This is a genomic window from Oscillibacter sp. (assembly GCF_032018205.1).
GTDB lineage: Bacteria > Bacillota > Clostridia > Oscillospirales > Oscillospiraceae > Oscillibacter.
In genome coordinates this window covers 16,622-29,964 of sequence record NZ_DALZOY010000022.1, presented here as the reverse complement: position 1 = coordinate 29,964, position 13,343 = coordinate 16,622, and the positions used below count along the sequence as shown (strand labels likewise).

The 13,343-nt window shown below is 58.9% G+C and carries 8 protein-coding genes; 2 read left to right on the top strand and 6 right to left on the bottom strand.

The window, feature by feature from the left end; genetic code table 11:
- Together RTU96_RS13720 and RTU96_RS13715 are read left to right on the top strand one after the other, a co-directional pair.
- Positions 1-618 (top strand): exosporium glycoprotein BclB-related protein (locus RTU96_RS13720; RefSeq protein ID WP_312637210.1); only part of this gene is annotated, 618 nt, incomplete at its 5' end.
- A gap of 97 nt (positions 619-715) precedes the next feature.
- The gene (locus RTU96_RS13715; protein WP_312637209.1) at positions 716-1,816 is read left to right on the top strand and encodes a glycosyltransferase family 2 protein; all 1,101 of its coding nucleotides are present in this window, start codon (positions 716-718) and stop codon (positions 1,814-1,816) included.
- A gap of 88 nt (positions 1,817-1,904) precedes the next feature.
- Here the strand turns inward: RTU96_RS13715 and RTU96_RS13710 are convergent, their stop codons facing one another.
- From RTU96_RS13710 to RTU96_RS13685, 6 genes are read right to left on the bottom strand one after another with little or no spacing between them, the layout of a single operon-like run.
- Positions 1,905-2,621 carry a PilZ domain-containing protein gene (locus tag RTU96_RS13710; RefSeq protein WP_312637208.1) on the bottom strand — a complete coding sequence of 239 codons (717 nt, stop codon included), beginning with the start codon at positions 2,619-2,621 and terminating at the stop codon, positions 1,905-1,907.
- Between the two features lie 27 nt (positions 2,622-2,648).
- On the bottom strand, positions 2,649-5,984 hold the full coding sequence (locus RTU96_RS13705) for an S-layer homology domain-containing protein (protein ID WP_312637207.1): 3,336 nt from the start codon (positions 5,982-5,984) through the stop codon (positions 2,649-2,651).
- A 25-nt stretch (positions 5,985-6,009) separates the two neighbouring features.
- Positions 6,010-10,875, bottom strand: coding sequence for an S-layer homology domain-containing protein (locus RTU96_RS13700; protein ID WP_312637206.1), 4,866 nt, complete (start codon positions 10,873-10,875; stop codon positions 6,010-6,012).
- A 60-nt stretch (positions 10,876-10,935) separates the two neighbouring features.
- A complete protein-coding gene (locus RTU96_RS13695) occupies positions 10,936-11,535 on the bottom strand; it encodes a PilZ domain-containing protein (RefSeq protein WP_312637205.1) in 600 nt (199 codons plus the stop codon).
- Entirely contained in the window at positions 11,535-11,864 is a 330-nt protein-coding gene (locus RTU96_RS13690) for an EscU/YscU/HrcU family type III secretion system export apparatus switch protein (protein ID WP_312637204.1), read from the bottom strand. The genes RTU96_RS13695 and RTU96_RS13690 overlap by 1 nt, the downstream gene beginning before the upstream one ends.
- Positions 11,851-13,299, bottom strand: coding sequence for a hypothetical protein (locus tag RTU96_RS13685; RefSeq protein WP_312637203.1), 1,449 nt, complete (start codon positions 13,297-13,299; stop codon positions 11,851-11,853). The genes RTU96_RS13690 and RTU96_RS13685 overlap by 14 nt, the downstream gene beginning before the upstream one ends.
- Positions 13,300-13,343 lie beyond the last annotated feature (44 nt).

The window sequence follows — 13,343 nt, the reverse complement described above, 5'->3', positions numbered from 1 at the left end:
CTTATCGGTCCCACCGGCCCCGACGGTCCCACCGGCCCCGACGGACCTACCGGCCCCGACGGACCCACCGGCCCCGACGGACCTACCGGTCCCACTGGTTCCGGCGCGATTATCCCCTTTGCATCTGGACTCCCTGTTGCTCCGACAACTCTGGCGGCGGGCCTTGTGGGCGTGCCTGCGGTGGTGGGCTTCGGCAACAGTGCGGTTCTGCCTGATATTCTGGGCGCAACCATCGACCTCACCGGCGCGGCGGGGCTGCTGGCCAATATGTCCTTCTCCATGCCCAGAGATGGGGTTATCACGGATATCACCGCGTATTTCAGCACCGTGGTTGCCTTGTCTTTGCTTGGCGGAGAAGTGACTGTCACTGCCCAGCTTTATGCCTCCACCACGCCCGATAACACCTTCTCGCCCGTTTCCGGGACGGCAGTGGCGCTGGCTCCCACGTACAGCGGAGTGGTGGCAATCGGAGAAGTTGCCTTTGGGTCGCTCACCGGTCTGAACATTCCCGTCACGGCGGAGACCCGGCTGCTGCTGGTGTTCTCCGTAACTGCCACAGGGCTTGCCCTGGCTACCGTGGTCAACGGCTATGCCAGCGGCGGCGTGAACATTGCCTGATTTTTGAAGCGCTTTCAGACGGAACGTCCGTCAGACGGCCCGCCCGCCCCCACGCGGGCGGGCCGATACTTAATTTTTTCCGAGAGGTGAAATGCGGATGAATACCATCAGCTTGTGCATGATTGTCAAAAACGAGGAGGCGCAACTTGCAGACTGCCTTTCCTCCGTGGAGGGTATTGCGGACGAGATTATTATTGCGGACACCGGGTCCACGGATTCCACAAAGGAAATTGCAGGTAAATTTACAGACAAAATTTTTGATTTTTCATGGGTAGACGACTTTTCCGCGGCACGCAATTTTTCTTTTTCCAAGGCAACAATGGACTATATCCTCTGGCTGGATGCCGACGACGTGCTGCTGCCCGAGGACCGGGAAAAGCTAAAAAAGCTCAAAGAGGAGCTGGACCCCGCTGTGGATGCGGTGATGATGAAATACAACATCGCCTTTGATAAAAGCGGAGCCGTCACTTTCAGCTATTACCGGGAGCGGCTTTCACGGCGGGAACGGCAGTTTTTGTGGAGAGAGCCGGTGCACGAATATCTTGCCACCGGTGGAAAAATCATTCATACGGATATCGCGGTGACGCACCGAAAGCAAAAAGCATCCTCGTCGGACCGCAATCTCACCATTTACCGGCGGATTCTGGACGGCGGAGGAGAGCTGACGCCCCGGGGCCTGTATTATTACGCCCGGGAGCTAAAAGACCATGCCCAATACGCCGAGGCGATTCGGTATTTCAGCCTGTTTCTTGACGGCGGCAAGGGCTGGGTGGAGGACAACATTGCCGCCTGCAACGAGCTTGGGGAATGCTATCGCCGGGAAAACCGGCGGCAGGAGCAGTTGACGGTCCTTACCCGCGCCTTTAGCTATGACACACCCAGGGCAGAAACGTGCTGTGCACTGGGCTATGCATGGAAGGAAAAGAAAGACTTCAAACGAGCTGTTTTCTGGTTCCGTCTGGCCGGAATGCTGGAGCGGCCGGAAAACAGTTGGGGGTTCTTCCGAGAGGACTGCTGGGGCTTTATTCCCTGCATTGAGCTTGCGGTGTGTCTCGACAAGCTGGGGCAGACCCAGACTGCGGAGCAGTACAATGAGATGGCTGGGAGAATAAAGCCGGAGGACTCCGCAATGCTGCACAATAGGGCATATTTTCAGTCGCTGAAGGCCGCCAAGCAGCCGGAGGGCCAGAAAACCTGAGTAAAAAGGTCCGTTGCCCACAGGCAACGGACCTTTTTGTAACGTATATCCGAAAATCGTGTTTTCCATCTTTACATCAGCCGCAGGTTTATCCGCTGCGGCTGGCAAGGTCCAGCCGCTGAAGCTCCAAAATGGCGGCACACAGCCGGTCCTCGTCCCGGATGCTCATAGACTCGAAAAAGCAGCCGAACCGGGTCTCCACCTTGTTGACCGGCTGTGCCCAGCAGATTTGTGTAGTGAACACAAAGGGCTGAGACTGAGACTCATCCAGCCAAAGATTGGTCAGCAAAAGGTGATCGCCGGGGCGGTAACGGTCCTGACTGCGCAACTGCACGCCCCCCAGGCTCACGTCTACTACCTTGCACAAGCGGGCGTAATACTGGGCTTCGCCCCGAACGCTTTCGGGATACAGGGCGTTGATGCACAGCGCGTTGGCCCGCAGAGAAACCGGTTGGCGAAAGTTCACCCGCTGCTCCCGCTGATGGCATTTTGACAGGCTGCCAAGCTTCCAGAAAGAGTGGGAACTGCCGTGAATCTTTCCCAGCCACACCTGTGTGGATTTTCGGGGAATATGCAAAATGAGCTTGAAGTCATCATTGTAGATGACGGGTGGGGCCTCCCGCCCTCCAGCGGGGAAAATTGCCAGCGCGCCGTTGTCTGTTCCCTGTACGCGTCCCAGAAAAACCAGCTTGTTGTCATTGGGCTTTCGCACCTCGCACAGGTGACCCACCGCTTCACGCAGGTCCGCCGGAGTGGCCGCGCAAGGCCCCTCGTCCGCTTCCGGAACGGTTGTTTTGTATGCCATAGACAGCAACTCCTTCTAGAACTGAATTTACAGCGTGATGGCGCGGCAGAGAATCACGGCCATTTGCGCGCGGGTAAGGGAGGACTGGGGGTTCAGCTTTCCGTTGCTTCCGCCCTGAAAAACGCCAAGGCGCACCATGGCGGCCAGATCGGCCGCCGCGTAGTCGGAGACGGCGGCGCTGTCGGAAAAGCCGGAGAGATCGGACCTGCTTCCCGCCGTAAGACTCCAGCCGGAAGCCCGCATGGCCCGGGCAAGAAATACGGCGGCCTGCTGGCGGGAAAGGGGTTGGGTCGGATAGAAGGAGGAGCCGCTGCCTTGGGCGATGCCCAGCGCCTGCGCAATCTTCACGGCTTCGGCATAGACGCTGCCCGCCGGCACATCGGCAAAGCCCGGGCCGCCGGAGGCAGTGAATTGAAACGCGCGGCCCAGCATCAGCATAAAGCTGCCCCGGGTGATGGCCGCGCCGGGAGAAAAGGCGCCGCCGCCCGTGCCGTTTACCACACCGGCGGAATACAGATATTCCACAGAGGAGGAGGCCCAGGTGTAATTCCCCATGTCGGTAAAGGAGCTTGCCTTAGCGTCGGAGGTGACGGTGACGACAACGGAGCCGGAATAGGAGTTGCCTTGGCTGTCCTTTCCCGTGTAGGGAATGGTGGCCGTGCCGGTATAGCCTGCGGCGGGGACAAAGGACAGGTTGGAAACCAGCGGTGAACCGGAGGCGGAATAGGTTGCTCCGGAGGTCACGGCCGTGCCGGGCGCGGAGGAGGAAGTGTACTGATACCGAAGCTGCCCCACGCTGGAGGAGGGCTGGGAAAAGGCCGCGCTGACAAAGGAGCCTGCGCCCCGGGCACTGCACGCAAGCTGGAATGCGGAGACGTCGAACTTCGCGGCCTTTCCGGCGGAAACGGTGTAGTAGATTACGCCCGCAGACGCCGCCTGTTTTACCTCCACGCTTACGGAGCCGGTATAGCGCTGCCCGCTGGTGTCATAGCCGGTGTAGGAAATCGTCGCCGTGCCGCTCCACCCGGAGGCGGGGACGAAGGTGACGTTGCTGAGGTAGGGCGAAGAGGAGCGGTAATAGCCGGTGGAAGCGGAGACGGCGCTGCCGGTGCTGGAAGAGGAGCTGTAATTATAGCGCAGCGTCCCCACGGAGGAGGAAGGCAGGGTAAAGCGGACGTAATTCAGGTTCCGGTCCGTCTCCTCCCGACACACCGTATCAAAATCGTTGGCAGAGAAATTCACGGGCGTATCCTGCTTTGTGGAATAGGACACGCCGCCTGCGGCAGAATCTCGGACGGTGACCCGCACCGTGCCGGTAAATCGCTGGCCGCCGGTGCTGTATCCTGTAAAGCTGATATCCACCGTACCGCTCCACCCGGAGGCGGGAACAAAATACACGTTATCCAGATACGGCGAGGAGGAGCGGTAATAGTTGGTGGAGGAGGAAATAGAGCTGCCGGTGCTGGAAGAGGAATAATAATTATACCGCAGTGTCCCGTAGGAAGACGAGGGCAGGGTAAAGCTGACATAGTTCAGCCATTGACCGGTTTCATCGTCGCAGCGGGTGTTGAAGTCGTCCACGTCAAACCGCACGGCGGTGTCCCGCCGGGTGGAATAGGACAGCGTGCCGGAGGAGGAAGTGGAATCCACGTCCACAGTGACAACGCCGGTGAAGCTCTGGCTGTTGCTTCCGTACCCGGTGAAGGAGATGTCCGCCGTTCCGGTCCAGCCGGAGGCGGGGACGAAATACACGTTGTCAAGATACGGCGAGGAGGAGCGGTAATAGCTGGTGGAGGAGGAAACATAGCTTCCGGCGCTGCTGGAAGAGCTGTAGTTATACCGCAGCGTCCCCACGGAAGAGGCGGGCAGAGTGAAGCGGACGTATTGCAATCGAACGCCCAGCACGTCCTCGCACAAACTATTAAAATCGCTGGCGTTGAACCGGGCGGATCGGTTTTTCGAGGTGGAATATTGGATGTTCCCCCGGCTGCCCGCGCTGGTGGAAACGGTGATGGAAACAGACCCGCCAAAGGAGTTTCCATTGGTGTCCCTGCCGGTATAGGAGATGGAAAGCGTGCCGGAATACCCATCCGCGGGCACGAAGGTCACGTCAGAGAGCAGGGGGGACTTGCTGCGGTAATAGGCTGTTCCGGAGGTGACCTTGTTGTCAAGGTCGCTGCCATTGTATTTGTAGAACAGAGTCCCCTTGGAGGTCGAGGGCAGGGAAAAGGTCACGTATTGCAGCTCATGGCCGGTGGCGGCCTGACAGACCGCGCTGAAATCCGCGTCGTTGAAATCTACACGGCTTCGCCCTGTGGTGGAATAGCTGATGCCGGAGACGGCGGCGACGTTTACCTCAATGGTTCCCTGAAAGGCCCGGGGGGTGGAGGAGGAATCGTAGCCGGTGTAGCGGATGACGGCGGTGCCGGAAAAATCCGCCTTGGGGACGAAGGTCACATCGGAAAGCCACCGGGTTCCCCTGTCGCCTGAGTAGGAATAATCCTCGTTGGACCCCACACCCGCGCCGGGAACGCCCTCAGAGACATATCCGTAATACAGCGTTCCGGCGGAAGCAGGGACATACAGCCCCGTGACATAGGACAGGGAGGATTGCAGCACCCGGCTGCACTCGGTGTTGATTCTTCCGGCGACATAGGAAAAGGCCAGAGGATTGTCGTTCCGGGCGGATTCTGTAATAACATTTGCAACAGCTTCCTCCGCTGTGACCTGACATGTGGCGGAATAAGCGCCAGCCGTGGCGGTGATGATGGCGGTCCCGGCGCTTCCAGCGGTCACAAGGCCGCTGGAAGACACCCGGGCAATCAACTCGTTGCTGCTGCTCCACGTCACTGTCTCGTCAATGCCGATGGGAAGAAACACCGAGGCGGTAAGCTGACGGCTTTCCTGTGTTTTCATAGAGAGGGATGCGCTGCTGAGGACGATGCCCGGAAGAAGCACGCTCCGGCTGATAGTAGCGGAATTGGTGATGGCGGGGTCCGAGGCCCACGCGGCGGTCACGGTGACGGAAACGTCGGTCCGTCCGGGCCGTTCGCCCCGGAGAATGGAAACCGTCTCCTCCACGCCGCTGACCGAGGCCACGGCGGTATTGCCGCTGGTCCAGGCGTAGGAATAAGTCACGGTTGAGTCAGTGGGCGCGCCGGAGACGACTGCGGTCACGGTGCGGCTGCTCTCGTTGAGAAGCAGCTCGCTGGTGCCGTCTCTGAAGCTGACGGAAAGGCCGGAGAGGTCCGGTCCGGCGGGGGGGGGGACTGTCTCGTCCGCCGCCGCGGGAAGGATCAGGGAGACGGACAGCAGCGCCGAGAGCAGAAGCGCCGTTCCTCTGCGGAAAAGTTTGTTACTCATGGATGAACTCCTTTTTCATTCCGGGTCAGGTGGTCATATCCCAGTCCTGAGTTACCTTGAAACGCGGGGTTTCGCCGCTGGTATCCAGTGAGACGGTCAGAGGAACTTTGTGGGCATTTCCGCCCTTGTCGCCCAGCTCCTTGGCGGCGTAAATGTATGCGCCGTTCTGGGCGTTGGTAAAGCTAAAGGTGACGGAGGAAATTTTCTGCCCGGGCTTGCCTTCAACCAGAGAGAAGGCTGCACTGTTTTTGAAGGCCAGCCCCGCGGAATAGAAACCGGACGTAGGAAACAGGGTGGCGGTGGCATCCAACGGCGTCACCGTTTGATTGGAGGTGCCGGGATCCTGCACAACCCAATAAAGATCCTCGTCAAAAACCAGCGTCACGGTACCTGTGTACGCGGTTTTCGTCGCATTGGGCTGAATGTCGGACAGGCAGTCCGTCACCATGGGGGGCGTTGCATCCGTGTTGAACACGGGGCGGATGGCCCGGAACGCATCGCCGGAGCCGGCGGTGCTTTTAGCCACGGTCAGCAAAGTGTACCAGGAACTGCCCACCATGCCGGGAGAGCAGTCCACGGTTTTGGAGCGGATGGACAGGGCTTGTCCGCTCAGGGTCACGTCGCCGCTGGTGGTGGTCTGAGAACGGATGAACTCCGCAAAGTCGTCCTTTGCCGTCTGGGTGGCGTACTCGTCAAACACGGAGCCTGCCAGCTTGTTATTCTCAAAAGAGCTGTTGCTCATGGCGTCCAGCACAGTAAAAAGCTTGTCCGGGCCGGTGCCATTTCCAGAGTACTTTGCGTCAAAGTCATCCTTCTTGCCGGGGATTACATAGGAATACATGGAATTGCGCAGATTACCCGGTTCGCTGCCGTTCACCGCCAGCAGATAGTTTACGTCCGAGGTGGTGTCCGTTTTAATGGAGACGTTGGGATTGCTGATGGTCAGCTCGATGATGGGCCGGGAGGTTTCGGAGGTCTTAAAGCCGAAGAGGTAGGGCTGCTTGGAATAAATGGTGGAGGCGCTGCCCTGAAGTACGAAATAAGCCACATATTTTGTCTCCGGGCTGAGGCCCCGCAGAGGAATGTTCACATTGCTGCCGAAATAAGAGACGCTGCCCTTGATAATGGAGGTGTCGTTATAGGGGGGCGTCATAATATTGCCGCTGGTTGGAACGGAGGAATGCACCGGATTGATTGCATCGGAGGTAGTGCTGGGCAGCTGATCCCAGTTCGTCGAAGTAAGAGATTTGTTGCCGCCCAGTTCCTCGGAAAGCGTGGTAGTGATGGTGGAAACGGGGGCAATCACGTAAAAGATTTTTCCAGTGGTACGGGTGAGCTGGACGCCGATGGAGCCGCTGACGTCCAGCGCGTCAATTTTAGGATAGCCGGTGACAAATTCCGGAATCATCGTGTCGCTGAAAATGTGCTTCATGGTGTAATCCGAAGGACTGCCCACCTTTACAAGGCCTTCTTTGACGGCCTGCGTCAAATCCTCGTCCTGCATGCCGCCCACGGCCAGATTGTGCAGCGCGCTTTTATCCGACCCGGCCACGGCCTGCACCTGCATTTCCACCTTGCCGCTCCAGGTTTCACGGACATCCACGTTTTTAATGGAGGTAAAGCGGATGCCGTAATACCGGGTGGCGGTCATGTCCCGCAGCAGATCCGCGTTGGTGGAGGAGCTGGTGTTTCCAGTGCGGAAATAGCGGGTGTAGCTTGCGCCGTACATTGTTCCGTCGGTGGAGTTGATCTCGGCGGAATTGGGGTGCTTTATCCAAGTGCCCTCCACCTCCTTGCCGTCCGAGCCGATGGTGTTCACCTTTTCATAAAGGTCAAATTTGGCGGGAATGTTCATGCGGAACAGTAAGTCCCAGTATACGCCCTCCCCGGCATTGCCGGTGGAGAGAGGGAGCGCCCGAAACGACATGTCAAAGTCCACATTTCCCTCAACCGGCACCGTGGCGGAAACATCCGTGCTGGAGAACTGAATCTGGGCAAACACGGTGGTAAAGGTCGACAGGGTGATGGGATTGGGCTTAATAATATTTTTGGCGGTAGAGGTGTCGGCAATGTTCTGGATTTTAAAATAGTACTTCGCGCCGCTTTTCAGCTTCAATGCCTGACCGGATTTAAAGGTGATGACAGTTTTGCCGTCCTCGGCGGTGATTTCCGCATTGCGGTAGTCAATGGTCCAGTCGGCGCCGGAGCCGCTGGCCGCGGTCCGCTCTACCACCCGCTCGGCGGGCGCGGCGTCGGCAGACCAGAGCTGGATATCGTCCCGCAGAAGGTCGATGAGGACCTTGGCGGCGTCTTTTCGCTCCGTCTCCGTAGCCGAGGCGTCCTTGGATTTCTGGTAAAGGGCAAGAAGTTGGTGGTTGGTTCCCGAGTCCTGCACGTTCTCGCTGAAAACGATGCGGATGTCGGTATCCGCCAGCGGAGAGGTTCCCGCCGTGTCGTTGGTGCGGGTGAACTCCTGTGTGATGGACGGCGGGTTGGTGTCCAGCGTGTGAATGGTCAGCTTGCCCACGGGGTCGGAGTAATTGCCGGCCTTGTCCTGGGCCACATAGTACACGTCATAGGACGTTTCGGAGGTAAGCCCGGAGATGCTGATCAGGGCCTCTTTGTTGGCGGTGGCGGACACTTTCCCGGCTTTCAGGCCGTTGATGCCGCTGGACACCTGAAGCTTGGCCTCCGGGCTGCTGAGGGAGGGCTTGGTGGTTTGGCCGTTCATGGGCTTGGGATATTCCTCGCCCTCCTTTACCGCCACCCAGAAAATGGTGGCGGCTTCGTCTACCACGGCGGTCATCCCCACGGAAGTCTCCTTAATGGAGTTGACGGTGGGTCCGGAGACAAATTTGGGCGGCGTGCCATCCAGCGTTTTGAAGGAGACTTTTTTCACAGCGGAGCTTTTCGCTCCGTCCGCGTCGGTGAGCCAGAGGAACAGGTCATAATCCGTCAGCTCCTTCAAGGTGCCCTGCCGATTGACCAAAAAGGTGTCGGTCACGTTTTTCACCATGTTCCACGAGCCGGAGCCCAGATTGCCGGACAGCGACCCGGACTTGAAGTCGGCGGCGGTGGGCGCGGTGGCGTTTTTGGGCATCAGCGCGTAATACAGTCGGCAGGATTTGGTGGTCATCACCGTGACTTCGCCGGAGATGTTAGTGATTTTGGACATGTAGGGATAGCCCGAGGCAAAGGCCGGAACGGAATCGTCCGACGTTGCGAAGGACACCGCCTTCACGGGACTGCGCTGCTCCCGCTGGTCCACCAGAATGGCAGAGAAGTAGTAGGACCCGTCGGAGGTAAGCCCGGTGAGGGAGGCGGTGTAGTCCGTGTTGGACTTTTCGGCCTTAATATTGCCGCTTTTCAGGATGCGGGCGTTGTTGGTGGGCTTCAGCAGATCAGCTTCGCCCACGGATCCATCGGTCACGGAGGTGACGGCCCAGTAAAGCGTGCCGGACTTGTTGGTGCGTATCAGTCCCTTTGCGGAGGTGGAGGACACGTCGGTCATTTTGGGATAGCCCGCCAGAAGCCGGGGGTCGGCGGAGGATTCCGCCGCCAGCGTGGTGTCCATCTTCTGGCCGTGGATATCGGCGTTGACGCCGGGGCGGATATTGATGGTGTCCGGCAGCATATCGGCCTTGGTTCCGTTGGCGTTCACGTTAAGCTGCTCTACGTCGCCCCGGCCGGTAAGGGTGGTTCCGGTGTCCAGATTTAAAACCTTTGCCACGGCCCCGTTGAGCACTGCCACGGAGGAGCCTGCGGCCCGCTCGTCCACGGTCAGGGAGAGGACGGAGCCTTTCGCCACGGTGACGGTGGATTCGGGAGTGATCGTGACGATTTCCTTGAGGTTGCCCGCGGCGGTGAGGGCCGTTCCAGCCTCGCCCTCCACCCGGATAGCGGTAAAGCCATAGTTGTTTTCGGTGGAGTCTTCCACGTAGGAGGGAGTGCGAATCAGGGTTTGGCCAATTTTAGTGCTGCCCTCCGCCCGGATGGAGACAATGTTATTGGCCAGGTTATCCATTACCAGCGTGGGGGCGGTGACGCCGCGGAGAATCACGCTGTTGTCGCCCTTTTCACTTTCGCCCGCGCCGCACACCACGATTTTGCCCAGCACGGTGACGTTTTCAAGCGTCACGTTGCCAAGCCCCAGTCCGCCGGTGATGTACAGGTTTCCTGCGATGGTGGTGTCCTTCAGCGTCACGCCGGAGGTGGAGATGGTGACATTTCCGTACACGCCGCCTAAGGTGTGGGTTCCGGATTTGTTGACGGGAGTACCAATGGCGTTTACCAGCAGAACGGCCATCTGCCCCCGGGTGATGCTTTGCTTGGGGCGGAAGGACCCGTCGCCGTAGCCGCTGAGAATTCCCTCGGTCACGGCGCTGCGGATCAGCCCCCGGCTGTAATTGGAGAGCTTGCCGCTGTCGGTAAAATCAATGCTGGCGCCGGGCTCGTCGTCCAGCACAAGGTTGCGGCCCAAAAGAACCGCAGCCTGCTCCCGTGTGACGGAGCTTTTGGGTGAGGCGGTGTTTTTGCTGGTGCCGTTAAAATAACCGGTGGTGTAGCCGATATTGATATCGTCGTAATACCAGTCGGCGGCCTTCACGTCCCGGAACGGAACGGTGGCGCTGACGTCGTCATAGCCGAAGGCCCGGTTGACCAGCACCACAAATTCCGCGCGGGTCAGCGTCCGGTCGGGGTGGAGGTTGCCGGAGGAGTCCCCCCGCATCACGCCCCAGCTCACCAGCTTTTCAAGATAAGGCTCCATCCAGCTCGCGGCGGAGGCAGAGACCGCCAGTCCGGGCAGCAGGGACAGAGCCATCGTCAGGCAAAGCATGGCGGACAGCAGCCGCGTACCCCAGCGGCCCTTTCGGATTCCGTTCAGTTTCATAGCGAAGCTTCCTTTCTGTATCTGGGTCTGTATCTTTAAGTGTCTTTTTCTAATACGGTGTTATTTCCGCGCGTCGCGGTTTGTAATCTGCTGGGAAAAAACAGTCTCCCGCAGCAAAACTTCTTCGTCGTGAATCAGGTCCACAAATTTTGCGGCGTATAACGGGATATTGGAGTTGGAGGGCCGCAAACGCAGAATCTGCGTGCGCAGAATCAAAGGCTGGGAGGTGATGGGAACCACCACCTCTACAATCTCTGAGAGATTGAGGGGGAAGTTGCAGAAAAAGGCGATTCCCCCGCAACTCAAATCGTGGCATACGATGGGCAGACGCCCCGTCCACGCGCCGCTGACGGGATAGACAAAGCTTTCAAACCGGACGGGAACCCGCAGATTCTGTCGCGGACTTTCCCCCGCTTCGTTCAGTGGATTCACTTCAATCATGTCTGCATGGTCGGTGGAGAGAATAATCCCGATCATGTTGGGACGGCTCGCGTCCATGGAGATCAGGTTGATAATTTCATGCTCCAGCACCTCGGGGAGATCGCTTTCCTCCAGCCGGAGCCGCCAGGGCTTCTGTTCCGGCGGAGTTACAAGACGGGCGTGGGCCAGCGGATCGTTCTGGCTGTCGGAGAGCATATAGCGATCAAAATATTCGGGCATTATTCAGCCTCCTTTTCTGGGGCGAGAGACGGCGCGCGGCGCCGCCTCGGTTTGTCGGGCTGCCGGGGGTCAAACTCCAGAAAGTACACGTAGATGTCTACGATGGCCTGATAAAGAGACGGGGGAATCTCCTTCCCCAGTTCTAACTGGGAGAGCATGGTGGCCAGAGAATTGTCCTCGTAGACAGGGACGCCGCTGTCGGCCGCCACTTCCACAATTTTCTCTGCCAGATACCCCATGCCCGAGGCCACCACCACTGGGGCTGCATTGGACCCGTATTGCAGCGCCACCGCTTTGCCGGCGGGTCTTTTTCTTTCAGGCTCTGACATTGACACTGTCCTTTCCACTGAAGATTTTAGGAAAAATTTCCGACACAGTCAAGGGCTTGACCATTTTTTCCACGTCCACGGATCCGGCGGAAAAGCCGTTGTCTGCCAGAATGCCGCTTAAGGAGGAACGGATGACGTCGGAAAACGGAGCCACAGACTCGGGGCAGCGCACAGCCAAATCCACGGAGCTTCCCCGGCTGGTGATCACGATGTCGAACAGGCCCAGAGGTTCCACGTCCGCCTTCAGAAGAAAGCGCAGTGTGCGCGCCTCGTCTTCCTGTGGTCGGTCGTCCCCGTCTGCGTCCGGGTCTACCCATATCTCAGAATACATCATTCTTTCATTCCATACAAGCGGGAGAACGAAATGATTTAAGGGCATATAGACACTTTCGTTCACAAGCATGGACGCAACCATGGCCCCAAACCGCTCCTGCGCTTCCACGCCGGCGGAGCCGCGCAGGGCCATGTCCGCGGCGGAAGCCAGCCGGTCGGCAAAGGGATTGTTCCTCCCTGTGCGCTCGAAGGGCGTGTTTTTCAGCATCCGAAGCAACGCCGCGTCCTCCGACCCCCGCAGGTCCCCAAGGGCGCCCCGCAGAGACGGATGGTCAAACAGGCGGCGCAGCGCCTGAAGCATTCCCTCCTGTGAGCCGCTTTCATACCGGGCGATGTCCAGCGTCAGCATGGACAGGGCGGAGCGAACCCGGCCCATGTCGTGGGAGCGGGAGATATAGTCGGACAGATACGGAATGATCTGGCCCTGCAAAAGCTTCAGCGCCCCGGCCCGGTCCCCGGCCAGCATACTGTTTTGAAGCTGTCCGGTAAAGTCCGACACCTGCGCGCCCCAGCTTCGGGGCAGAGAAGAGATGATTCGGTTCAGGCCCCGGAGAAGGTTGTCCTCGATGTGGGCGGTGGAGGAAAAGTCCCCGTACTGTTTGAGAAACTGCAAAATGTCGCTTCGCAGGCCTTGAGAGTCCGCAGCGCGGTATGCGTTTCGCAGCGCGGCAAAAAACGCGCCGCCAAAGCGGCTTGCGGAAACCGACTGGTCCTGAAGAAACCGCAAAAACTCTCCTTCGTTCATCCGCAGCAGGTCCAGAATCTGCGACAGGTCCCCCGCGCTTCCCGCCCGCAGACCGGAGGACACAGTGGTCCTTGTGCCTCCTGTCAGCGCCCGAAGCAGGTCGGCGGAAACGCTGTCGCCGCTTTCGGACACCCGCTGAAGAAAGGCTTGAAAGTTGGAGTCATACCGCAGAGGGAGGGAGCCGGACTCCTCTCCGGCGGCGTGCTGCTGGCCGCTGTTAGAGTCCGACCGGTTGACGCGCCCCGGGTTGGGGACGTTCTGAATACCGGGGTCATAGGCCGTGTTGGGAATGGAACGGTTGGCGGCGGCTGGCTCCCGTGCGGGGACGGGATTGGTGACGTTCATAATTTCCGGCATAGGTTCAGCTCCGTTTCGTTACTTCAAAAATTTCACAAATATGC